Source organism: Rhizobium sp. 05L419, from assembly GCF_056397845.1.
This window is the reverse complement of the sequence record NZ_JBFTOF010000002.1, coordinates 175099-198938: the sequence shown is the minus strand read 5'-3', so window position 1 is coordinate 198938 and position 23840 is coordinate 175099. Positions and strand designations below refer to the sequence as shown.

Here is a 23840-nt window from a genome sequence, read left to right as displayed (position 1 = left end):
TAAAACGCGTGGAACAAATTCAAGCTTGCCCTGTTTCGGGACGCCAACTTAAGTACCGAAACAGACGCGGCAGCGAACGCGCCCAAGAGAAGACGTAATCAAGAGGAGCCCCTATGGGAATGAAATCCAGGTTGTTTGCCAGTGCGGCCTTTCCGCTGCTGTCCCTGTCGCTCGTGATGCCTCCGGCACATGTGTTTGCGGCTGCAGCAAGCGTCGAGCAGGCGCGCACGACACCGCAGGCGATCGTCGGCAGCTTCGAGGTTGCCCAGGAAGCGGCGCCCGAGGTCGCCCAGGAAGCGGCGCCCGAGGTCGCCCAGGAAGCTGCGCCGACCGACGAGGAACTGCTGAAGAAGCGCCATAAGCAGCCCGAAGCTCAAGAACAGCAGCAGGCTCCTGCCGAAGCTCCCGCCAAGCAGCCTGAACCCGCGGCGGAACCGCAGCCTCAACAGCAGGAAGCTCCCGTGGAAAAGCCGCGCGCGCAGCCCGAACCGACGGCCGAACAGGCTCCTCAGCAGCAAGAAGCTCCTGTGGAAAAGCCGCGCAAGAAGCGCGAACCTGCCGCCGAGCAGCCTGCCGCCGAACAGCCGGCCCAGCAGGAAGCACCAGTCGAGAAGCCGCGCAAGAAGCGCGAACCTGCCGCGGAACAGCCTGCCGCCGAGCAGCCGGCACAGCAGGAAGCTCCAGTCGAGAAGCCACGCCGCAACAAGCGCGACAAGCAGCAGCACCCGGAGGAAGCCGCGCCGCAGCAGCAGCTCGATCAACCTGCGCCGCAAACCGATCAGGCCCAGCCGCAAAGCGAAGAGCAGAAGCCTTCGCGCAAGAACGGCAAGCAGCCCGCGGCTGATGGCGGTGAACAGCCGGTGAAGCCGCGCAAGAAGGCTGCCGAAGAAGCGCCGCAGGCGCAACCGGAGGGCCAGAAGCCGGCGGCCTCACAGGAACAGCCCGCGCTGGAACAGGCACCCAAGCCGCAGGAGGAACCTGCTGCCGGGAAGGTGCCCACTCCGGAGCAGCAGCCCGCAGACGCAGAACAGCCGGCTCAGCCGCAGAAGGGGGAGGCACCGGCTGCGCAACCGGCCGATGCCCCCGCCCAGCAGCAGGGTGAGCAGATCGTTCCGGCGCAGCCGAACGGTGGCGCGCAGCCGGCAGCAGGTCAGGCCGAGCAGGCCATTCCGGCTCCGGAGAAGGTCACCCCGAAGGAGCTTGAGCGCCGCAAGGAGATCGCTGCTGATCCGAGCAAAAGCACGGAAACCGTCGTTCTGCCCGTTGAAAACGGCGCCGCCGTTCTCGACAGCGACAAGGATGCCGATCGTTCAGGCGGCGTCCAGTCCCGCCGCGAGCGCGACAAGCAGCGCGGCGAGGAGCAGCAGGTCCGGGTCCCCAAGTCGGACGCCGACGCACAGATCGCACCCGATGGCGCCAAGCCCGCGCCGCTCAAGATCGAAGCCATCACGAGTGAGCAGGGCCGGCGCCTCGACCAGCGGCCGCAGTTCGCCCGGCCGGACGGCGCCAACTATGGCCAGCGCGGCGACGACAACCGGGTGATCATTCAGATCAACAACCAGACCTTCGTTCGCGGTGACGATGACCGTCGCTTCCTGCGCGACGGTGAACGGCCGATCTACGAGCAGCTGCCGCGTGACCGTTACCGTGAGACGATCGATCGCGACGGCTACCAGATCGTGACTGTTCGCAACCGGTACGGCGATATCATCCAGCGTTCGCGCATCGACAACCGTGGCCGCGAGGACGTGCTCTATTACACCCCGGAATTGTACGACAATCCGGACCGCGACTACTTCGACGATCCTGGTGCCGATCTGCCACCGATGCGCCTGCGTATTCCACTGCAGGATTACATCATGGACACGAGCAGCGACGAGGACCGCGATTACTACGACTTCCTGCGCGAACCGCCGGTGGAGCCTGTCGAGCGCGTCTATTCGCTGAACGAAGTGAAGTATTCGGCGCGTATCCGCGACAAAGTGAGGCGTATTGACCTTGATACGGTGACATTTGCGACGGGAAGTGCAGAAATCCCGATGAGCCAGGCTCGCAGCCTACGCAAGGTAGCCGACGCGATCAACGAGGTTCTGAAGAAAGATCCGACCGAAACCTTCCTGATCGAAGGCCACACGGATGCTGTGGGCTCGGACCAGAGCAACCTGATCCTTTCGGACCAGCGTGCGGAATCGGTCGCCAACGTGATGACCGACGTCTACGGCATTCCGCCTGAAAACCTTGCGACGCAGGGTTACGGCGAACGCTATCTGAAGGTCAATACGCAGGGGCCGCAGCAGGAAAACCGCCGTGTTACCATCCGTCGCGTGACGGCGTTGGTACGGCCGGTTGCCTCGCGCAACTAAGCGAAGCAGCAGAACGACAGAAGCCGTCGGGCGACCGGCGGCTTCTTTATTTTCGCGGCGTCAGAGCAACCGTCGCCGCTATGAAGTCGGCGATGGCGTTTGTGTCGTTGAGATCGAAGACGGGCAGGGTGGTCTCGGTGACCGGATGGTCGGCGGCGACCGCAACGATGTGCGGATCGGTCGGGGCCAGAGGCTCTCGGTTTGCCGCGTCCAGGCGACGAGCCTCGATCTTCGGGATCGGCTCGCGCTTGTAGCCCTCGATCAGCACGAGGTCGCAGGGAGCGATACGGGCGAGGATCTCCTCGAATGTCGGCTCCGGGGCGCCGTGCAGTTCGTGCATGATGGCATAGCGGGTGCCGGAGACGATGGTCACCTCATATGCACCGGCCTGGCGGTGGCGATAGCTGTCCGCGCCGACCTTGTCGATGTCGAAGTCGTGGTGGGCATGCTTGATCGTCGAGATCCGGTAGCCGCGCCGCGTGAATTCCTCGACGAGCCGAACGGCAAGGCCGGTCTTGCCGGAATTCTTCCATCCTGAAATGCCGAAGATCCTGGGCTTCGTCGTCATGTGAGCACCTTCAACCAGCGTTCGGCCTCCGCGAGGTCATCGGGCGTGTTGACGTTGAAGAAAGGATCGAGAAGGCTGGCCCGCGTCGGGCGCAGCGGAAACGCGACTTCCGTAACGTCATGCCGTGACAGGAAGTCGCGGACGCGGCGTTTGTCGTCCGATGAGATCCATGTTTCGAGGTCGCCGGCGAGGGAGACCGGCCAGAGACCGAATACCGGATGAATGCGGCTTTCGGAGGCGGCGACGGCGATCTTTTCCGGTGCATCGACTGCGCCGGCGAGCCAGTCCACAAGGTCGCCGGGGAAGAACGGGCTGTCGACGGAAACCGTGACGACATGCGTGACTGCGAGAAGCGATGCGCCATAGGCCATGGCGGCATGAATCCCGGCCATCGGCCCAGCCTTGCCGGGAATGATATCAGGAATGAACGGGCGGCTGCAATTTTGCGGGGTCACATCGGCATTGACGGCGATCGCGCTGACCTGAGGGGTCAGTTGCTCGATAGCGCGGTCGAGTAACGTGCGACCGGCGAGTGTCACAGAGGCCTTGTCACGGCCCATCCGGGAGGATCGCCCGCCCGCAAGGACGACGCCGGGAATGTTGGATCTGTCCAGCCTAAATTCGCTCATGATGCCTCAGACAGGTGTTCTCGGTTCGGACTCTTGCGCGATGGGCGCGCCGCGGCGCTTGGCCTCACGATAGAATGTATAGAGGCCGGAAGCGATGACGATGGCTGCGCCGGTCAGGGTCCAGCCGTCAGGTATTTCGGCGAAGAAGAAGAAGCCCAGCAGAGCCGAGAAGATCAGGCTGGTATAGCGCAGAGGCGCGACGAAGGAGATTTCGCCGGTTCGCATGGCCAGGATCACCGACTGGTAGCCCACGAGCACGAGGACCGCGGCCAGCGCGATATGGGACAGCGACGTCGCGCTGACTGGCCTCCAGCCACCCAGCAGGGGAATGAGCATCGCGCCGAAGATCGAAACGGAGACCGCCGTCACCAAAGTGATCATCAGCGATGGAATTTCTGGATCAACGCTGCGCGTTGCCAAGTCTCTGCCTGCCGTCACCAGAACGCTGGCGACACAAAGCAACGCCGCCGCCGTAAAGCCCTCGGGACCAGGGCGGATGATGATGACAACCCCGATCAGGCCGACGAGAATGGCCGACCAGCGACGCCAGCCGACCGGCTCGCGAAAGAAGAGCGCAGCGCCGAAAGTTACGACCAGCGGAAGCGATTGCAAAATGGCCGACGCGTTGGCGATCGGCATCATTCCCAGCGCGGTGATATAGGTCACCGCAGCCAGCATCTCGCAGACAACGCGGACGATCACCATCGGTTTCATGACCACGCGCAAGGAGCGGAGTGCACCCATTTTGCGCGCGATCAGATAGACGAGCATGCTGGTGATGAGACCGCGCAGGCACATGAGCTGACCGGCATTCATGTAGGCGACGACCGATTTCGAAAGGGCATCGCTTGCGGAAAATCCGGCCATGGCCGACGTCATGCAGATTGCACCCTCAGTATTGCGTGACCGCGGCATGAAACTCTTCCGATTCTCCGTACGGCTCCTTTTAATTGGGAAGGGCAGTCAGGGAAACTGGATGGAGGACACACTTGCAATAAATCTACTGCGCGTTGCACGCGAACCGACATCGAGACAGCCTCGCTTAGCGTAAAGCGTGGCATATCCTTCGTCCAACATCCGGAATTCAGACGGTTTTCTCAGGTGGGACATGCTCAGTCGGCGGGGTCATGGGTTACCAGGCGGAGCGGCAGTGTCAGCCTCCGGTGACGCTCATGTGGCGGGCGACGGCGGGGCGGTTGTGGGTTCGGTCGATGATGAAGTCGTGCCCTTTGGGCTTGCGCGAGATCGCCTCGTCGATTGCTGCAAAGAGCAGGCCGTCGTCCTCGGTGGCGCGCAGTGTTGCGCGCAGATCGGCCGCGTCGTTCTGGCCGAGGCACATGTAGAGCGTGCCGGTACAGGTCAGGCGGACGCGATTGCAGCTTTCGCAGAAATTGTGCGTCATCGGGGTGATGAAGCCGAGACGGCCGCCGGTTTCCTTGACCTCGACGTAGCGTGCCGGGCCTCCGGTGCGATAGCCGATCTCGCTCATCGTGAAATGGCGCTCCAGGTCTGCGCGAAGTTTCGAAAGCGGCAGGTAGCGGTCCGTGCGGTCTTCTTCGATCTCGCCCATCGGCATGGTTTCGATCACTGTGAGGTCCATGCCGCGGCCATGTGCGAAACGGATCATCTCAGGCATCTCGACGTCGTTGAAATCCTTCAGCGCGACGGCGTTGAGCTTGATCTTCAATCCTGCCTTCAGGGCGGCTTCGATGCCCTCCATCACCTTGGCGAAATCGCCCCATCGGGTGACCTGGCGGAACTTGTCCGGGTCGAGCGTATCGAGGGAAACGTTGATGCGGCGAACACCGCAATCGTACAGTTCGTCTGCAAAACGGGAGAGCTGCGAGCCGTTGGTCGTCAGTGTCAGTTCGTCCAGACCGGAGCCGATCTGCTTGCCGAGTTCGCGCACGAGGTGCATGATGTTCTTGCGCACCAGGGGCTCGCCGCCGGTCAGGCGCAGCTTGCGCACGCCCTTGGCAATGAAGGCGGAACAGAGCCGGTTCAGCTCCTCCAGGGTAAGGAGATCCTTCTTCGGCAGGAAGTTCATGTTCTCCGCCATGCAATATGTGCAGCGGAAGTCGCAACGGTCGGTCACAGACACGCGCAGATAGCTGATCGCCCGTTGGAACGGGTCGATCATCGGCCGAGCGTCCGCCACCAGCGGGGTGGCATTGCCAATGCTTCCAACTTTGCTGTTCACGACTACCTCCGCGATGCACACTATGTGTGTATATGCCATTGCGGCGTCAAGTGAAACGGCGGCGAACCACGGTAAATTGAACTTGCCTCGCAAAGGTTCATTGCCTACTCCTGAAATCGAAGGGGATCGGGATCATGAGCGACATATGGCCGACTGAACTCAGGGTATCGAAGGACCGGCAGCGTCTCGCCGTGACCTTCAACGACGGGGAGAGCTTCGAACTGTCGGCGGAGATGCTGCGCGTGCTTTCGCCATCTGCCGAGGTGCAGGGGCATGGGCCAGGCCAGAAGGTCACGGTGCCCGGCAAGCGCAACGTCGCGATCATTTCGATGATGCCCACCGGAAATTACGCCGTTCGCATCGGCTTCGACGACATGCACGATACCGGCATCTACACCTGGACCTATCTGCGCGAACTCGGCGAACGCGGCGAGGAACTCTTCGACGCCTATGAAAACGAGCTGCGCGAGAAAGGCATGACTCGCGAAACATCGGAAAAGCCGCGCTAGGCAAACAGCAGCCACGGGGGAAAACGCATGGCGACACCGAAGCAACGAAACTGGCTGCGTGTGAAGGGCAGTCCGGGCGGCAGCAGGGTTACGTTCCTTGAGCTCTTCTTCGACCTGGTTTTCGTTTTCTCGATATCGCAGTTGTCGCATGCGCTGGCCGGGCACTATACGCCGCTCGGCGCCATTGAGGCCGGGTTGATGATCTTTGCGGTCTGGTGGGTGTGGATATTCACGACCTGGGTGACCAACTGGCTCGATCCGGACAAGATGCCGGTGCGCGGCATGCTGGTCGTGCTGATGTTGCTCGGCCTCGTGCTGTCCGCCTCCATTCCCGAAGCTTTCGGCGACAAGGGATTGCTGTTTGCTTGTGCCTACGTTGCGATGCAGGTCGGCCGTTCACTCTTTATGGCTTACGCGGTGAAAGGGGCCAGCTCCCTGCATTATCGCAATTTCATCCGCATCAGCGTCTGGCTGATGGTATCGGGCGTTTTCTGGATCTCCGGTGGTTTGCTGGAGCACGAGGCACGGCTCGGCGCCTGGCTGGTTGCAATCGCTATCGAGTATGCGGGGCCGGCCGCCGGCTTTTTCGTGCCCGGTCTTGGGAAGTCGACGGCGGCCGACTGGGATGTGTCCGGCGCCCACATGGCGGAGCGCTGCGCGCTCTTCATCATTATCTGCCTTGGCGAGGCCATCTTGGTATCCGGCCGAACCTTCTCCGAGCTTCCGTTTTCGACACTGACCGCTGTCGTGTTCGCCACCGGCTTTGTCGGCACCGTCACCATGTGGTGGCTCTATTTCCGCTTTGGACACGAGCGGGCGGCACACCGGATCGAGCATGACGATACGCCTGGCAGTATAGCCCGGCAGGCCTTTACCTATGCCCATATCCCGATTCTGGCGGGCATCATCGTGCATGCGGTCGCGGTGGAGTTTATGTTCTCGCACCCACACGAGACCGGAGACCTCGGTGTCGTCGCTTCCGTTCTCGGTGGCTCCGGCTTGTTCCTGGCCGGCAATCTCTGGTTCAAGGGCGCGACGAGCGGGAGGCCGCCGCTGTCTCACTTTGCAGGTCTGGTCTTGCTGATCCTGCTTGCTTTCGTCGCGCCGTTCACCGAGGTCTACGTGATGGGCATTCTGGCGAGCGTGGTGCTGATCGTCGTTGCTGCGTGGGAATACCGTTCGCTTTCCGCGCAACCGGTGGCCCGCACGCTGCACTGAGGTCAGTCGTCCTCGCGAAGGTCCTGCTGAAGAACGCCGATGATGCGCTCCATGGAGTTGGCCATGGCCATGCATTGGTCGATCGGCTCCGGCGAAAGTACCCGCTCGATCAGGTCTGTCTGGATCACCATGGCGCGTTCCGTGACGGCTCGACCGGCCTCGGTGAGGAACAGTCTCAGCACCCGCTTGTCCTTTTCGTGGCCGCGGCGTTCGATCAAGCCGCGCTTTTCCATCTGCGGCAGCAACATGCTCATGTTGGAGCGCCCGACGAGCAGTTTGCGAGCAAGTTCCTGCTGGGAGAGACCCTCGAAGCGATAGAGATTGATCAGTATGTCGAGGTGAGGCGTCTTGATGTCCAGTTCGGCAAGCGAACGGCCGAGCGACTGCTGCATGAGCTGACAGGCACGGGCAACGGCGATCCAGCTGCGAAAACGCGGATGATCCCACGGCAGGGGTTGATTTTTGTTCATCGTTGTACTTTATTGTTCAGTGTTGAACATAAACGGATTCCCACTATGGCAAACTTTGCAGCGAAGGTCACCCGCTTCGGTTTCTCCGCGCTAGAAGGCATTTCGCCAGTGATCGCCGGCAAGGCGGCGTTCCGCTTGTTCTGTCGGACACCTTCGGCAAAGCCGCGTGGCGAGAAGGCGAGAGCAGCGCATGCGGCGGGCAGTCGGAAGCTTGCTACTGCGGAGATGTTCACACTCCGGATCGGCGGTCGCCGGGCGCATGCCTATCGGGTCAACGGCGGTGCGATCGGAATGCGCGAGCGCTATCTTGTGACGCATGGCTGGGGATCCGGCATCGCATATATGGCGGATCTTGTCGCAGCATTGGCGGCGACGGGGGCCGAGGTGATTGCCCTCGATTTTCCGGGCCATGGCCGGGCAGGTGGCCGCTTTCTTCACATGGGATTGGCGGTGCAGGCGATCAGGGCGGCGGAGCAGCGCTTCGGGCCGTTCGACGCAGCCATCGGACATTCCTTCGGCGGAGCAGCGCTGATGGTGGCGGCGGCCGGCATGCTGCCCGAGGTGCCGGCTGTTCTTCCACAGAAGCTCGTGCTGATCGGATCACCGAGCGAGATGCACTGGCTGTTCAAGGGCTTCGGCAAGATGCTTGGGCTTGGCAAAGCGGTGCAAGCTGTGCTGGAACACGAAATCCATCGCGTCACCGGACGGAGACTTGAGGATTTCGATGCAGGCAAGGCGGCAGGAGCTATCCGACGTCCGGTATTGGTCGTTCACGCCGAAGACGACAAAGAGGTCAGCGCCAGCCACGCGCGTCGCTACGCCGCGTCTGGCGAGGCGGTGAGGGTGCATTGGGCAAACGGCTTCGGACATCGCCGCATCGTCAGCGCTGCGCCGGTACTCGACGCGGTCTGTGATTTTCTCGGCGACGATGATTTGGGCAGGAATGCCGCGATGGTTCCGCTTTTTGAAGTTTCCGCAAAGCGAGCGTCATTGTAGCGTCATCGTAGTCGGCTAATGGCCGCCACGGACAACTCGGCAGGACGATCATGAAAATCATTACGACGGTAGAAGAACTCGGGGCAATCTATGCCGGGGGCCTGACGCAGGCATCGGTCGCGAAAGTGACGAAGAACCTGACGCCGCTATACCGGCAGATGATCGAGGCCTCGCCGTTCGTCGCGTTGGCGACGGTCGGCCCCGAGGGCCTCGATTGCTCGCCGCGTGGGGATATCGGCGGCGTGGTGCGTGTTGTCGACGACAAGACGCTGCATATGCCGGACTGGCGCGGCAACAATCGCGTCGATTCGCTGTCCAATATCGTCCGCGATCCGCGGCTGGCTCTGATGTTTCTCATTCCCGGCTCGAACACGACGATGCGTATCAACGCGCGTGGCGTAGTCTCGAATGACGAAGCACTGTTGGCAAGCTTCGAGATGGACGGAAAGAACCCGCGGACGGTGATCGTCATTGCGATCGACGAAGTGTACTTCCAGTGCGCGAGGGCGTTGATTCGGTCCGAACTGTGGAACCCCGAGCATTTCGTAGACCCAAAGAACCTTCCGACGCCGGGTCTGATGCTGAAAGCCGCGACCGACGAATTCGACCATGAGACGTATGATCGCGAATGGGCCGGCCGCGCCGCGAAGACGATGTGGTAAGCACATCGTCAATTGGCACATGCCGTTTCGCGACGAGGGCACTATCCCTTGTAGATCAGCCAGCTCTTGATGAAATCCTTCTGCATGCCGTCTTCGAAAAGAACGCTGCAGTTGCGTCCTGAGTTCTTGGCGCCATAGAGGGCGACATCGGCTCGATGGTACAATTCACCGGGGTCTTCGGCAGTGGAGGCCATGCAGACGCCGATAGAAACCGTCACCGGCCCGTAGTTTATCCGGGTACGGGAGTTCTTGAAGGGGGTAGCCTCGAGTGTCCGGCGGATACGCTCCGCCGTCCCCATGACTTCGTCAGCCGTATTGCCTTCGATAATCAGGGCAAATTCCTCACCGCCGGTGCGCGCCACGAAGACATCACGCCGGACATTTGCGCGGATCACAGAGGCGACGGTCGCCAGGATCTTGTCGCCGACCGGATGACCATAGGTGTCGTTGATCTTCTTGAAATTGTCGATATCGGCAAGGACGAGCGCCGTGACCGGGCGCATCGTAGGATTGTTGAAAACCGCAGCAAGGCGATCGTCGAAAGCGCGGCGATTGGACAGGCGCGTGAGGGAGTCCGTGTTGGCGATGCGCTTGTATTCGTCGAGTTCCTTGCGGACCTGGTCCATCTCCTGCGATCGTTGAACGACGTTCTCGACCGTCCGTTCTCCATGCGCCATCGTGTCGCCGGTCGCCTCTGTCAACAGATCGAGAGCGTTCTGGATGAGGTCGGCGCTCGAGTGGTTCTTCGAGTTGATCCGGTTGTAGGTCTCGCCGAGCAGCTTGTTGTAACTCTCAAGTGAAGTCTGTTCCTGGCGAAGGACACGCAGGAGAGCCTCCAGCTCGGCGGCAATGCGCCTGTGGGCGTCATCGTAGATGCGCGCGGGGCTGTGCGTATAGTGCTGTGTGCCGAGCTCGTCCAGCTCCTCCTGGCTGGCGTGGTTGCCCAATGCCGCCAGGTCTCTGGTCAGTGCCGGATTCGATCCGATATAGGCTTCATAGAAGAGTTCGTAGTTCCTGGGAATCGGAGCTACGCCCATCGAGCGCATGGCAAAAGTGATCTGGCCCGCCACATCGGGAACCTGCGTCTTGGGCGCCACAGCCGTCGTCATTCGGCTACTCCTCTTGAAGATCTCAAATGCAGTCTTCTATTTGTTAGCTTAAAAATGTTGGGAAATGATTAAGGCTGGATATACCAAGGATTGTATGTGAGTTTTATGGGAATCGGGCCATCTCTACTTATGTATATGATTTTTATTCGATAATTTACATGGCACCGGCTGAGGCTTCGCGCGGGGCGCAAAATTTCTAGCGATTTTATTGGCAGACTGCTTGCCTAGCCTTGGTTGTCGTCTTCGTACTGTTGACAGTCGGTTGCTGATGCTTGTGCTTTTGCAGGCAACCGGCAATGAGCATATTCATCCGTGACGGACCCGCAGTGGTCCCACCGGAAGGCATGAGATCATGAAAGCCTCTCGTCACTCTTGGCCGATTGTTCTTGTCGCTGCAGTTGTCGCAGGATCTGCGTTGCTGATGCAGCACAACGGATTTTTCGATGGCGCGTTTCGCACCGACATCCTTGCCAGCATCAAGACCGATGAAGTGCTCAGCGCCGCCGACATGGTAGCGATGAGCACTGGCGTGACGGTCGATCATGAGCCGACGGCATCGCGGCACTGACCGGCTTAGCCGAGATTTAGCTCCTGGAAGAAGTCGTTCCCCTTGTCGTCGATGACGATGAATGCCGGGAAATCCTTGACCTCGATCTTCCAAACGGCTTCCATGCCAAGCTCGGGATACTCCAGCACCTCCACCTTCTTGATGCAGTCCTGTGCCAGGCGCGCAGCCGGACCGCCGATCGAGCCCAGATAGAAGCCTTGGTGCTTCTTGCACGCTTCGCGCACGGCGCGGGAGCGGTTGCCCTTGGCGAGCATCACCATGGATCCACCGAAGGACTGGAACTGGTCGACGTAGCTGTCCATGCGGCCTGCCGTCGTTGGCCCGAAGGAACCGGAGGCGTAGCCTGCGGGGGTCTTTGCCGGGCCGGCGTAGTAGACCGGGTGATTCTTCATGTAGTCAGGCATGCCTTCGCCCTTTTCCAGCCGTTCGCGGATCCTGGCGTGAGCGAGGTCACGGGCGACGATGATGGTGCCCGTGAGCGACAGGCGGGTCTTGACGGGGTGCTTGCTCAGTTCCGCCAGAATATCGTTCATCGGCTGATTGAGGTCGATGCGAACCATGGATTCTGAAAGTTTCGTCTCGTCGATCTCGGGCAGATACTTGGAAGGATCGGTTTCCAGCTGCTCGATGAAGATGCCGTCGCGCGTGATCCTCCCCTTGGCCTGGCGATCGGCGGAACAGGAGACGCCGAGGCCGATCGGCAGCGATGCGCCGTGGCGGGGCAAGCGGATGACGCGGACGTCATGGCAGAAATACTTGCCGCCGAACTGGGCGCCGACGCCCATCTGCTGCGTGAGCTTGTGGATTTCCATCTCCATCTCGATGTCGCGGAAAGCATGACCACTTTCGGAGCCTTCGGTCGGCAGGTCGTCGAGATAGCGGGTCGAGGCGAGCTTGACGGTCTTCAGATTCACCTCGGCCGAGGTGCCGCCGATGACGATCGCCAGATGATAGGGGGGACAGGCTGCCGTGCCGAGTGTCAGGATCTTCTCCTTCAGGAAGTCGATCATGCGGTCATGCGTCAGAAGCGACGGAGTGCCCTGGTAGAGGAAGGTCTTGTTGGCCGATCCGCCGCCCTTGGCAAGGAAGAGGAAGTCGTAGCTGTCCGTGCCTTCCTCGTAGATGTCGATCTGAGCCGGCAGGTTGTTCCCGGTGTTCCTCTCCTCGAACATCTTAATGGGAGCCAGCTGAGAATAGCGAAGGTTCTTCTTCTCGTAGGCGTCCATGACGCCCTTGGCGAGCGCCGCATAATCCTCGCCTTCCGTCCAGACGCGGCGGCCCTTCTTGCCCATGATGATCGCAGTACCCGTGTCCTGGCACATCGGCAGGACGCCGCCGGCCGCGATGTTGGCGTTTTTCAAGAGGTCATTGGCGACGAAGCGGTCGTTGTCGGTTGCCTCCGGATCGTCGAGGATCGAGGCGAGCTGCTTCAGATGGGCGGGTCGAAGAAGATGGTTGATGTCGGCAAAGGCTGTTTCCGCAAGCAGGCGAATGCCTTCTGGCTCGACGGTCAGAATGTCCTGCCCCCTGAACCTGTCGACAGAGACATAGTCGCTGCTGATCTTGCGATACTGGGTGGAGTCTTTGCTGAGGGGAAACAAATCGTCAGCCATCGAAGGACCTTTCAAGCGCACCGAAATCGCAGATGGTCTATTCGCGCGTCTTCGCAATTGCAATAATTCTAAAACCTGCAAATTTCCGTCAACAATAGACGAAAAACACCGCCGCTGGAGCGGCGGTGCCGTCGACACCAGCGGGGCGTCAAGACTTATTTCGGGCCGATCATCGTTTCAGGGCGGACGATCGCGTCATATTCCTCGACGGTGACGAGGCCGCTAGCGAGTGCTTCGTCTCTCAGCGTGGTGCCGTTCTTGTGCGCGGTCTTGGCGATCTTGGCGGCGTTGTCGTAGCCAATCGTCGGGGCGAGCGCGGTCACGAGCATCAGCGAGCGTTCGAGGCCGGCCTTGATGTTGTCCTCGCGCGCCTCAATGCCGACGACGCAGTTGTCGGTGAAGGAGACGGCGGCATCGCCCAGCAGCTGCACGGACTGCAGGAAATTGTAAGCCATCATCGGATTGTAGACATTCAGTTCGAAGTGGCCCTGGCTATCGGCGAAGGTGAGCGCTGCGTTGTTGCCGAAGATATGCGCGCAGACCTGGGTCAGTGCCTCGCATTGGGTTGGGTTGACCTTCCCGGGCATGATCGAGGAGCCCGGCTCGTTCTCCGGCAACGACAGCTCCCCGAGGCCGGCGCGAGGGCCGGAGCCGAGAAGACGGATGTCGTTGGCGATCTTAAACAATGCTGCCGCCGCTGCGTTGATGGCGCCATGGCTGAAGACCATCGAGTCATGGGCGGCGAGTGCCTCGAACTTGTTGGGTGCGGTAACGAACGGGAGGCCGGTGATGGCGGCGATCTCTTCCGCCACCCTTTCGGCAAAGCCGATTGGTGCGTTGAGGCCGGTGCCTACCGCGGTGCCACCCTGCGCGAGTTCGGAGAGGCCGGGCAGTGTCATTTCGATACGCTTGATGGCGGAGCCGACCTGCGCGGCATAACCGGAGAATTCCTGGCCGAGCGTCAGCGGCGTTGCATCCTGCGTATGCGTGCGACCGATCTTGATGATATGGCTGAATTCCGTAACCTTCATGTCGAGCGCGGCATGGAGATGCTTCAGCGCCGGCAGCAGATGACGAACGATCTCCTCTGCGCAGGCTATGTGCATGGCCGTCGGATAGGTGTCGTTCGACGACTGGCTCATGTTGACGTGATCGTTCGGATGAACCGGCTTCTTTGAGCCCATGACGCCGCCGAGCATCTCGATGGCGCGGTTGGAGATGACCTCATTGGCGTTCATGTTGGATTGCGTGCCGGAGCCTGTTTGCCAGACGACCAGTGGGAAGTGTTCGTTGAGCTTGCCGTCGATCACCTCCTGGGCGGCGACGACGATCGGGTTGCCGATTTCCGGGGAGAGTTGGCCGAGTGCCATGTTGGCGCGTGCGGCCGCCTGCTTGACGATGCCGAGAGCCCGAACGATCGACAGCGGCTGCTTTTCCCAGCCGATCTTGAAATTGCCGAGCGAACGCTGCGCCTGGGCGCCCCAATACTTGTCGTTCGGGACTTCGATCGGGCCAAACGTGTCGGTTTCGGTGCGGGTGGAGGTCATAGCCAAGCCTTTCGTTCAGGTGAGCGGCTGCAAAGATGCGGTCTTATAGGTCTGAAAGGGCTGGAAGAAAACTACTCAGATCAAATATATGATTTCGCCATTCATGTTATTGGTTGCACTATAAGTGGTTTTTCGGACACGGCTGAGTTTTTATCCAGCAGCGGCCTTTTGCCCCCTGTGTCGCGAACCGAAAATAAAGTAGAAAATTAACCAATAATTTCATAATTTTGTGTGAATTGGAGCTTGGCGACAAGTTTGCTACGTTACTGAAGGTTGAGTTCTTCAAGACTGGCGGTGGCGCTCGCTTTCTGCCATGTGACCGGCTGGCGCCGGATGATACGGGTTCTAAACTGGGCTATGCCCGCGGTTGAAGACAGCTTGATACTGGGACTGGAAAAAAGCATGACATTCCTTTTGAAAAGTGCGGTTTCCGCACTCGCACTTTCATGCGGCGTGGCGGCCCTGGGGGTCGCGCCCGCGCATGCGTATACGCTGATGGACATGATCCGCGGCGACCGCGCCCGCACCCAGAGCACCATCATCAATCCGGCACCGGTGGCTCCCTATGGCCAAATGGCGCCGGATGCGCCACTGCCGAAGGTTTCGGCGCCAAGTTACTACACCTACAAGCCGGATCCCATGCGCTATGTCGATACCGGCAAGTTCACGGATCCGGTTGTCACCGGCGCCGTCGCGGCTTCGACGGCTTCGACCGAGGTTGCGCCGTCCGTACAGCGCCGTTTCCTGATCGAGGCGAAGGTGCGTGCGCCGGTCGAAGTCGCCAAGGCGCTGGAAAACTATTACGGTGATGCCAAGAACCCACTGATCTGGCTCAATGGAACTGCCGTCAGCGACGGCGCCAAGGCAGCGATGAGCGCTCTGGCCGACGCAGCTTCCGTCGGCCTCGATCCAGCAGATTATGCAATCGAGGTGCCGTCGGTCGATCCGGCCGATCCGGATCCTGCAGCCCGCGACCGCGCTTTGACGCAGTTCGAGCTCCAGCTGTCGGCCAAAGTCCTGGCCTATGTGCAGGACACGGTGCGCGGTCGCGTCGATCCGAACAGGCTGTCGGGCTACCACGATTTTGCACGAAAGACCGTCAATCTGGATCCCGTTTTGAAACTTGCGCGCATGAGCCCGGATGTGGCGGCCTACCTTAGCAGCCGCTCGCCTGATGGTCCGGAGTTCGTGACGCTGAAGGCGGAACTGGCGAAATTGAAGGGTGAAGGCCATGCCGAGGAGCGGATCAATATCGCACTCGACGGTCTCCTGCGCCCAGGTGGCAACTCGTCGGAAATCCCGAATATCGTCAAGGCGATCGACAAGCATGGCTCGGCTGCGCTCAAGGCCGAGAATGCCGTGACGCTCGCTTCGTACACCGGCGGTACCGACTATTCCCCGGAGATCGTTTCCCTGGTTGAAAGCTTCCAGAAGGAACACGGCCTGAAGGCGGACGGCGTAATCGGCCAGGCGACCGTCCGCGTGATGACCGGCGGTGACACCAACGGCTCGAAGATCGAAAAGCTGATCGTTGCCATGGAACAGGCGCGTTGGCTGCCAGAAGACCTCGGCTCGCGTTATGTCTTCATCAACCAGCCAGCCTACATGGTCTACTACCATAACGACAACAAGGAGCAGTTGTCGATGCGGGTGGTGGTCGGCCAGCCGTCGCACCAGACATTCTTCTTCCAGGACCAGATCGAGACTGTCGAGTTCAACCCGTTCTGGGGCGTGCCTCAGTCGATCATTATCAACGAGATGCTGCCACATCTGCGTTCGGATCCGAACTACCTCGACCGCATGGGCTATGAAGTCCAGGTCAACGGACGTGCCGTCGCATCGTCGAGCGTCGATTGGTACGGCTCTACCTCGAATGTTTCCGTGCGCCAGCCACCGAGCGGCGACAACGCGCTCGGCGAACTGAAGATCCTATTCCCCAACTCGCATGCGATCTACATGCATGACACGCCGTCGAAGAGCTTCTTCAAGCGGGACATGCGAGCGCTCAGCCACGGTTGCGTGCGCCTTGCCGATCCGCGCGCCATGGCGGCGGCTGTCCTGAATACGACGGTGGACAAGATCGGAAAGGAAATAGCGACCGGCCAGAACCATGCCGTTCAGGTTCCTCAGAAGATCCCGGTCTATGTAGCCTACTTCACGGCATGGCCGAACAAGGATGGCGTCGTGCAGTATTTTGACGACGTGTATGGTCGCGATGCCTATGTCGAGAAAGCCTTCGAGGCCACGACCAAGGCGCGGGACGCCCAGATCTGATCTCGAACACTGCGCGGCACTTGTGCCGCGCAGTGTTTCTTGACGTCTGATCTGTGGATGATCAGATAAGGTTCGGTGGCCGGCCCCCCGAATCGCGGCCACGTGTTTGGCGACCCTCGATAATTTGGTTTGCGAGCATGTTTTGCGGCTTTGGGCGCAGCCTGTTGACGACTTTCATTTCACTATCATGCTCTCGTCTTAAAACGCAGCGCGGGAGGTTGTGGGTACAACCGGCAAGCGGCCGTTCTGCGCTCGGCTCGCGATGAGCGGAGGCGTCACAGCAAGTCTGCCAATCGACCATTTGCCTGCCCTGCCGGCGCAGTGACGCTTCCCGGCATCGCGAAGAAGTAACGTCAGAACCTCAAGCGGACGCGCTCGTCTCGTCAGCCGGCGTGCAGGAATCGGATCGCCTCGTCGCGGCGGAAGAGATAAAGCAGCGTGCGTACGGCCTTGCCGCGTTCGCTGGTCAGTTCGGGGTCGCGTTCGATCAGGTAGGCCGCGTCTTTTCTGGCAATCTCGAGTAGATCGGCGTGCGCCTCAAGGCTGGCAATTCGGAACCCCGGTGTCCCCGACTGGCGCGTACCCAGGAGTTCGCCTTCGCCGCGCAGCTTCAAGTCTTCCTCGGCAATCCTGAAGCCGTCCTCCGTTTCGCGCATGATCGAAAGCCGGGCATGGCCGGTTTCGCTGAGCGGCCCCCTGTAGAGCAGGATGCATGTCGAGGCCTCGTCGCCGCGCCCGACGCGGCCGCGGAGCTGGTGCAACTGTGCAAGGCCGAAACGCTCTGCGTGTTCGATCACCATGATCGTTGCGTCGGGAACGTCGACCCCGACTTCAACGACCGTGGTGGCGACGAGCAGGCGGATCTCGCCGTTCTTGAACGCCACCATCACGGCGTCCTTTTCCGGGCCGCTCATGCGTCCGTGGATCAGGCCGACGCCCGCTCCCAACGTGGAGACGAGGGTCTGATGCCGCTCCTCGACCGACATCAGGTCGCTCTCTTCCGATTCTTCGACGAGCGGGCAGATCCAATAGGCTTTCTTGCCCTGCGCCAATGCGCTCTTCAACCGGCCGACGACGTCGCCTATTCGCTCCGTCGGCACGGTGATCGTCTGGATAGGCTTGCGGCCTGGGGGCTTCTCGGTGAGCTTGGAGACGTCCATGTCGCCGAAGGCGGCGAGCACCAGCGTGCGCGGGATCGGGGTCGCGGTCATCACAAGCATATGCGGGGTGATACCCTTGGCCGTGAGCCTTAGGCGCTGGTGGACGCCGAAGCGATGCTGCTCGTCGACGACGGCGAGCATCAGGTTTCGGTAGTTGACGCTGTCCTGAAACAGTGCGTGGGTACCGATGATGATCTGTGCCTGGCCGGAAACGATCCGTTCCAGGATCTCCTCGCGCTCGCGGCCCTTGGTTCGGCCGGTCAGCACCTCGATGCCGAGCCCGGCGCAAGCCGCGATATTCGAGATCGTCGCGTAGTGCTGGCGCGCCAGGATTTCCGTCGGCGCCATCAGCACGGCCTGACCGCCGCTCTCGATCACCGCCGCCATCGCCATCAGCGCCACCAGCGTCTTGCCGGAACCGACGTCGCCCTGGAGGAGCCGCAGCATCCGATCGTCGCCGGCCATGTCCTGCAAGATCTCGGCGATCGCCATCGTCTGGCTCTGCGTCGGGGAGAACGGCAGTGTCTGCAGCATCCGGCTGCTGACAATGCCGGTCGCGTGCACCGGCTTGCCAGCGACCCTGCGCAGCCGCTGGCGTACCAGCGCCAGCGACAGCTGGCCGGCCAGAAACTCGTCATAGGCAAGGCGCCGGCGGGCAGGAGCCTGTGGATCGAGGTCGGAGGGATCGCGCGGCTCGTGCAGCATATGGAAGCTGTCGTTGATCGCGGGCAGGCCTTGCTTTTCGGTCAGGGCAAGATCGATCCATTCCGGCATTTCGGGCATACGCGGCAAGGCAGCCTCGATGATCTTGCGGAGCGTCTTCGGCGCAAGGCCGGCAGTGAGCGGATAGATCGGCTCGACCAGCGGCAGGTTCTCGGCCTCGCTTGCCTTCACGATGTAGTCCGGGTGGACCATCGAGGCGCGACCGTTGAACCAGTCGATCTTGCCGCTGACGGTAACTTCCTCGTCCAGGGGCAGCTGCTTCTCCAGCCAGGTCGACTGGCCGCGAAAGAAGACAAGGGTGAGTTCGCCGGTCTCGTCGTGCAGGAAGACGCGGTAGGGAACGTTGCTCTTGCGGTTCGGGGGCGCCTGGTGTCGGTCAACACGGCCGGTGATCGTCACGATCGCCCCTTGCGGTGCACGGGCGATGCCCGGTTGATTGCGCCGGTCGATCAGCGAATGCGGCGCATGGAAGAGCATATCGACAACCCTGCAATCCTCAGCCGTCTCGCGTCCGAGGAGCTTCACCAGCAGGTCGGCAATCTTGGGGCCGACGCCGGGGAGTGCCGAAACGGGAGAAAACAGGGGATCGAGAATGGCAGGGCGCATAGCGGCAAAATGCGATGAACAATGCGGTCTTGGCAAGGCTGACAAGCCGCTTTCGAGGGTCTATAGAGGCGCATCAACAGGAAGGTAATGCCATGACGGGTGTGACACTCTCGAGCGCCGATCTCGATCCTCGCCGCCGCCGGATTCTGTTCCGCTGCTGGCACCGAGGTATCCGGGAGATGGATCTGGTGTTTGGCCAGTTCGCCGAGAAGGAAATCGCCGCGTTGTCCGATGTCGAACTCGACGAGTTCGAAACCATCATGGCCGAGGAGGACAACGACCTCGTGCGCTGGATCATGGGAACATGGCCGGTGCCGGAGCGTTTCCAGACGCCGATGTTCGAGCGGCTGGCAGCCTACAAACCGGATTTCGAATACCCCGCCGATGCCTTGCCCAGGAATGCAGAATGATCCCAGGTTTTGACGCGAAAAAGCTCGCCGCTGTTGCCGAGTCGCTGACGATCGGCAATGTGCCCGCGGGGCTCGAGCCCATACTGCTGGCGGAGCTTGCGCGCGCTGGCGAGCCGGTCGCCTACGTGCTCTCCGATGGCCAGCGTATGGCGGATATCGAGCAGATGCTCGGCTTCGTCGCGCCGGATATTCCGGTTTTGACCCTGCCGGCATGGGACTGTCTTCCGTATGACCGCGTTTCGCCGAGCGCCGACACGTCCGCGCGCCGGCTTGCAGCGCTAAGCGGCCTCATCGCCCATCACAGAAAGCCGCATGCGGCGATCGTGCTTGTCACCGTCAACGCCATGCTGCAGAAGGTGGCGCCACAGGACGTCATCGAGAGCCTGGCGTTTGCGGCGCGGCCGGGCAATCAGGTCCGCATGGACGATATCGCCGGTCGACTGGAGCGCAACGGCTTCGACCGTGTCGCGACGGTTCGCGAAGTCGGCGAATATGCGGTTCGCGGCGGTATCCTCGACGTCTTCGTGCCCGGTTCGGAAGAGCCGGTGCGGCTTGACTTCTTCGGCGACACGCTGGAGAGCATCCGCAGTTTCGATCCGGCAAACCAGCGCACGATTGGGCAGGTCCGCTCGCTCGATCTGAACCCGATGAGCGAGGTGACGCTCACGCCCGACACGATCAGCCGCTTCCGCAAGAATTACCTGTCAGCCTTTGGCGCGGCGACCCGCGACGACGCGCTTTACCTTGCCATCTCCGAAGGCCGCCGCTATCCGGGCATGGAGCATTGGCTGCCGCTTTTTTACGACAAGCTTGAAACGGTCTTCGACTATCTCAAGGGCTTCCGTCTCGTCACCGATCACACTGTACGGGAGGCGGCCGAAGAGCGCTCCAAGCTCGTCTTCGACTATTACGACGCCCGTCTGAACTCCGGCCAGCCGAGCAAGGGTCCGATGGCGCAGGGCACGCCATACAAGCCGATCGTCCCCGGCCAGCTCTATCTCGATGGAAAATCCTTCGCCAGCACGCTCGATGCGTTCAATGCGGTTCGCATTTCGCCCTTCAACGAGCATGAGGGCGAAGCGCGGCGCGTCGTCAATCTCGACGCCCGCCAGGGCGAGCGTTGGGCGCGATCAAATGCCGAGGGTGCAGGCAATGCCGAGCGCATCAATGTCTTCGACGTGGTCGTCAGGCATATCGCCGAGAAGCGCTCCGGCGGTGCGAAGGTGCTCATCACCGCATGGACCGAAGGCTCGCTGGAGCGGTTGCTGCAGGTTCTGAACGAACATGGGCTTGAGCGCGTCAAACCAATTGCGGCGCTGAAGGACATTGCCAGCCTTGAAAAGGGCGAGGCTGCGGCGGCTGTCTACAGTCTGGAGTCCGGGTTCGAAGCCGGCAATCTCGTCGTCATCGGCGAGCAGGACATCCTGGGCGACCGCATGGTGCGCCGCTCGAAAAGGCGCAGGCGCGCTGCCGATTTCATCTCCGAGGTCGCCGGGCTCGACGAAGGCTCGGTCGTCGTGCATGCCGAACACGGAATCGGACGTTTCATCGGTCTCAGAACCATCGAGGCGGCCGGCGCCGCGCATGCGTGCCTTGAGCTGCAATATGCCGACGATGCCAAGCTTTTCCTGCCGGTCGAAAACATCGACCTTTTGTCGCGCTATGGCGGCGAGGGTACCGAGGCGCAGCTGGACAAGCTCGGCGGCGGTGCATGGCAGATGCGCAAGGCCAAGCTCAAGAAGCGGCTGCTCGACATGGCGGATGCACTCATTCGCATCGCCGCCGAGCGCCTGACGCGTCATGCGCCGGTCCTGACGACGCCGGAAGGGCTCTACGACGAGTTTGCCGCCCGCTTCCCTTATGACGAGACCGAAGATCAGGACACCGCCATCGAGGCTGTGCGCAGCGATCTTGGCGCAGGGCGTCCGATGGATCGCCTTGTCTGCGGCGACGTCGGCTTCGGCAAGACGGAAGTAGCGCTTCGTGCGGCGTTCGTAGCTGCCATGAACGGCATTCAGGTGGCCGTCGTCGTGCCGACGACGCTTCTTTCGCGCCAGCACTTCAAGACCTTCTCCGAGCGCTTCCGCGGGCTGCCTGTTCGCATCCAACAGGCGTCGCGCCTCGTGGGCTCCAAGGAACTGGCGCTGACGAAAAAGGAAGTCGCCGAGGGGAAAACCGACATCGTCGTCGGAACCCATGCGCTTCTCGGCGCTGGTATTCAGTTCGCCAATCTCGGGCTTCTGATCATCGACGAGGAGCAGCATTTCGGCGTCAAGCACAAGGAGCGCCTGAAGGAGCTGAAAAGCGACGTTCACGTTCTGACCCTTTCGGCAACGCCCATTCCGCGCACGCTGCAGCTGGCCATGACGGGTGTGCGCGAACTGTCGCTGATTACGACGCCACCGGTCGACCGCATGGCGGTTCGCACCTTCATTTCGCCGTTCGATTCGCTTGTCATCCGCGAGACGCTGATGCGCGAGCATTATCGCGGCGGTCAGAGTTTCTACGTCTGCCCGCGTCTTGCCGATCTGGAGGATGTGCATGCATTCCTTCGCTCCGATTTGCCTGAGCTGAAGGTCGCAGTGGCGCACGGGCAGATGCCGGCGGGCGAACTCGAAGACATCATGAATGCTTTCTACGAGGGCCGTTATGACGTGCTGCTATCGACGACGATCGTCGAATCCGGCCTCGATGTGCCGACGGCCAACACGCTGATCGTGCACCGCGCCGACATGTTCGGTCTGGCGCAGCTTTACCAGCTGCGCGGCCGCGTGGGCCGCTCGAAGGTGCGTGCCTTCGCGCTTTTCACGCTGCCGGTCAACAAGGTGCTGACGGCGACGGCCGAACGCCGGCTCAAGGTTCTACAGTCGCTGGATACGCTCGGCGCCGGCTTTCAGCTGGCAAGCCACGATCTCGACATCCGCGGCGCCGGCAACCTGCTCGGCGAAGAACAGTCCGGGCACATCAAGGAAGTTGGTTTCGAACTCTACCAGCAGATGCTGGAGGAGGCGGTCGCCGAGGTGAAGGGTGTCGACGAAATCCACGATACCGGCTGGTCGCCGCAGATTTCGGTCGGCACGTCGGTCATGATTCCAGATGGCTACGTTCCCGACCTGCATCTGCGCATGGCTCTCTACCGCCGGCTCGGGGAGATTACCGAACTCAAGGAGATCGATGCCTTCGGTGCCGAGATGATCGACCGCTTCGGGCCGATGCCGATCGAAGTCCAGCATCTCCTCAAGATCGTCTACGTGAAGTCGCTTTGCCGCATCGCCAATGTCGAGAAGCTCGATGCCGGCCCGAAGGGGGTCGTCATCACGTTCCGCAACAAGGAATTCCCGAACCCGGCAAATCTCGTGGGATACATCGCCAAGCAGGGCTCCATGGCCAAGATCCGCCCGGACCAGAGCGTGTTCCTGACCCGCGACCTGCCGACACCTGAAAAACGACTGCAGGGCGCAGCCGTCATCATGACGCACATGGCGGAGATGGCGAAGCCGTAAGGCGGATCAGTTCATGCCGGAGCGGGCTTCTGCCTTCGCCTTGGCAATGTCGCGCAGCGCATTCACCAGCACGTCGGGGGTTTGGGCACCGCTGACGGCATATTGCTGGTCGAAGATGAAGAAGGGCACGCCGTTGACGCCCATCTGCTGAGCGGCCTGGATTTCCGCAATCACGAGGTCGCGGTCGGCGTCGGATGCAAGCAGCGAGGCGGTGACGGATCGGTCGAGCCCTGCGTTCTCGGCGATGTCGAGGAGCACGACGTGATCGCCGATATTGCGGCCTTCCTCGAAATTCGCCTTGAATAGCGCGTCGACGACGCGATCCTGTTTTTCGCGATCCTCGACCATCGCCCAATGGATCAGCCGGTGCGCATCGAGCGTATTGGGACCGATCTTGATGGCCTCGAAATCGAAGGCGATGCCGACCTCGCGGCCGAGGTCGGTCAGCATCTTGTGGCCCTGGGCGACGCGCTCAGCGCCGCCGAGCTTTTCTTCCAATGCCTTCTTCTGATCGACGCCTTCCGCAGGATAGTCGGGATTGAGGCGGTAGGGCCGCCAGTTGATGTCGATGCCGACCTCATCCTGAACGTCAGCGATCGCCAGCTCCAGCCGGGCCTTGCCGAGGTAGCACCAAGGGCAGACGACGTCCGACACGACATCGATGACTATGCGTTCCATGGGCTTTCCTTTCCCGGGACCAGTGTATTTGCAG

At 61.2% G+C, this 23840-nt stretch carries 19 protein-coding genes; 9 read left to right on the top strand and 10 right to left on the bottom strand.

Annotation, left to right across the window (positions count from 1 at the left end):
- Nucleotides 1-113 precede the first annotated feature (113 nt).
- A complete protein-coding gene (locus AC1DMK_RS03285; RefSeq protein WP_477857094.1) occupies nucleotides 114-2363 on the top strand; it encodes an OmpA family protein in 2250 nt (749 codons plus the stop codon).
- A 46-nt stretch (nucleotides 2364-2409) separates the two neighbouring features.
- On the opposite strand, the gene mobB is transcribed toward AC1DMK_RS03285, so the two are convergent.
- The 4 genes from mobB to moaA all read right to left on the bottom strand — a co-directional run bounded on the left by mobB (nucleotide 2410) and on the right by moaA (nucleotide 5799).
- Complete coding sequence (mobB, locus tag AC1DMK_RS03280; RefSeq protein ID WP_477857092.1) at nucleotides 2410-2931, bottom strand: molybdopterin-guanine dinucleotide biosynthesis protein B; 522 nt, start codon at nucleotides 2929-2931, stop codon at nucleotides 2410-2412.
- Nucleotides 2928-3560 carry a molybdenum cofactor guanylyltransferase MobA gene (gene mobA / locus AC1DMK_RS03275; protein ID WP_477857090.1) on the bottom strand — a complete coding sequence of 211 codons (633 nt, stop codon included), beginning with the start codon at nucleotides 3558-3560 and terminating at the stop codon, nucleotides 2928-2930. Before mobA ends, mobB begins: the two co-directional genes overlap by 4 nt.
- 6 nt (nucleotides 3561-3566) lie before the next feature.
- Nucleotides 3567-4475 carry a DMT family transporter gene (locus AC1DMK_RS03270; protein ID WP_037061213.1) on the bottom strand — a complete coding sequence of 303 codons (909 nt, stop codon included), beginning with the start codon at nucleotides 4473-4475 and terminating at the stop codon, nucleotides 3567-3569.
- 238 nt (nucleotides 4476-4713) lie between these two features.
- On the bottom strand, nucleotides 4714-5799 hold the full coding sequence (moaA, locus tag AC1DMK_RS03265; protein WP_477857088.1) for a GTP 3',8-cyclase MoaA: 1086 nt from the start codon (nucleotides 5797-5799) through the stop codon (nucleotides 4714-4716).
- A gap of 95 nt (nucleotides 5800-5894) precedes the next feature.
- Between moaA and AC1DMK_RS03260 the strand changes: the two genes are divergently transcribed.
- The gene (locus AC1DMK_RS03260) at nucleotides 5895-6269 is read left to right on the top strand and encodes a gamma-butyrobetaine hydroxylase family protein (RefSeq protein WP_037061216.1); all 375 of its coding nucleotides are present in this window, start codon (nucleotides 5895-5897) and stop codon (nucleotides 6267-6269) included.
- 27 nt (nucleotides 6270-6296) lie between these two features.
- A complete protein-coding gene (locus tag AC1DMK_RS03255; RefSeq protein ID WP_477857087.1) occupies nucleotides 6297-7487 on the top strand; it encodes a low temperature requirement protein A in 1191 nt (396 codons plus the stop codon).
- A gap of 2 nt (nucleotides 7488-7489) precedes the next feature.
- On the opposite strand, the gene AC1DMK_RS03250 is transcribed toward AC1DMK_RS03255, so the two are convergent.
- Nucleotides 7490-7957: a MarR family transcriptional regulator gene (locus AC1DMK_RS03250; RefSeq protein WP_037061220.1), complete on the bottom strand. Its 468-nt coding sequence runs from the start codon at nucleotides 7955-7957 to the stop codon at nucleotides 7490-7492.
- 45 nt (nucleotides 7958-8002) lie between these two features.
- Between AC1DMK_RS03250 and AC1DMK_RS03245 the strand changes: the two genes are divergently transcribed.
- Nucleotides 8003-8953: an alpha/beta hydrolase gene (locus AC1DMK_RS03245; RefSeq protein WP_477857086.1), complete on the top strand. Its 951-nt coding sequence runs from the start codon at nucleotides 8003-8005 to the stop codon at nucleotides 8951-8953.
- Between the two features lie 50 nt (nucleotides 8954-9003).
- Nucleotides 9004-9615 (top strand): pyridoxamine 5'-phosphate oxidase family protein, encoded by a 612-nt coding sequence (locus AC1DMK_RS03240; RefSeq protein ID WP_037061223.1) that lies wholly within the window; start codon nucleotides 9004-9006, stop codon nucleotides 9613-9615.
- A gap of 41 nt (nucleotides 9616-9656) precedes the next feature.
- Here AC1DMK_RS03240 and AC1DMK_RS03235 read toward each other — a convergent pair whose 3' ends face one another.
- Entirely contained in the window at nucleotides 9657-10724 is a 1068-nt protein-coding gene (locus AC1DMK_RS03235) for a GGDEF domain-containing protein (protein ID WP_037061225.1), read from the bottom strand.
- A gap of 421 nt (nucleotides 10725-11145) precedes the next feature.
- Between AC1DMK_RS03235 and AC1DMK_RS03230 the strand changes: the two genes are divergently transcribed.
- On the top strand, nucleotides 11146-11292 hold the full coding sequence (locus tag AC1DMK_RS03230; RefSeq protein ID WP_477857084.1) for a hypothetical protein: 147 nt from the start codon (nucleotides 11146-11148) through the stop codon (nucleotides 11290-11292).
- A 5-nt stretch (nucleotides 11293-11297) separates the two neighbouring features.
- Here the strand turns inward: AC1DMK_RS03230 and AC1DMK_RS03225 are convergent, their stop codons facing one another.
- The gene (locus AC1DMK_RS03225; RefSeq protein ID WP_477857082.1) at nucleotides 11298-12905 is read right to left on the bottom strand and encodes a fumarate hydratase; all 1608 of its coding nucleotides are present in this window, start codon (nucleotides 12903-12905) and stop codon (nucleotides 11298-11300) included.
- A 155-nt stretch (nucleotides 12906-13060) separates the two neighbouring features.
- Nucleotides 13061-14452, bottom strand: coding sequence for a class II fumarate hydratase (gene fumC / locus AC1DMK_RS03220; RefSeq protein WP_037061231.1), 1392 nt, complete (start codon nucleotides 14450-14452; stop codon nucleotides 13061-13063).
- A 402-nt stretch (nucleotides 14453-14854) separates the two neighbouring features.
- Between fumC and AC1DMK_RS03215 the strand changes: the two genes are divergently transcribed.
- Nucleotides 14855-16726, top strand: a complete 1872-nt coding sequence (locus AC1DMK_RS03215; protein ID WP_477857079.1) for a L,D-transpeptidase family protein — start codon at nucleotides 14855-14857, stop codon at nucleotides 16724-16726.
- Between the two features lie 383 nt (nucleotides 16727-17109).
- On the opposite strand, the gene recG is transcribed toward AC1DMK_RS03215, so the two are convergent.
- On the bottom strand, nucleotides 17110-19215 hold the full coding sequence (gene recG / locus AC1DMK_RS03210) for an ATP-dependent DNA helicase RecG (protein WP_477857077.1): 2106 nt from the start codon (nucleotides 19213-19215) through the stop codon (nucleotides 17110-17112).
- A gap of 92 nt (nucleotides 19216-19307) precedes the next feature.
- On the opposite strand from recG, the gene AC1DMK_RS03205 reads away from it, so the two are divergent.
- Both AC1DMK_RS03205 and mfd read left to right on the top strand, forming a co-directional pair.
- Nucleotides 19308-19625, top strand: a complete 318-nt coding sequence (locus tag AC1DMK_RS03205; protein WP_037061234.1) for an FAD assembly factor SdhE — start codon at nucleotides 19308-19310, stop codon at nucleotides 19623-19625.
- The gene (mfd, locus tag AC1DMK_RS03200; protein WP_477857075.1) at nucleotides 19622-23128 is read left to right on the top strand and encodes a transcription-repair coupling factor; all 3507 of its coding nucleotides are present in this window, start codon (nucleotides 19622-19624) and stop codon (nucleotides 23126-23128) included. The genes AC1DMK_RS03205 and mfd overlap by 4 nt, the downstream gene beginning before the upstream one ends.
- Nucleotides 23129-23134: 6 nt before the next feature.
- On the opposite strand, the gene AC1DMK_RS03195 is transcribed toward mfd, so the two are convergent.
- On the bottom strand, nucleotides 23135-23806 hold the full coding sequence (locus tag AC1DMK_RS03195; protein WP_477857073.1) for a DsbA family oxidoreductase: 672 nt from the start codon (nucleotides 23804-23806) through the stop codon (nucleotides 23135-23137).
- Nucleotides 23807-23840: the final 34 nt, after the last annotated feature.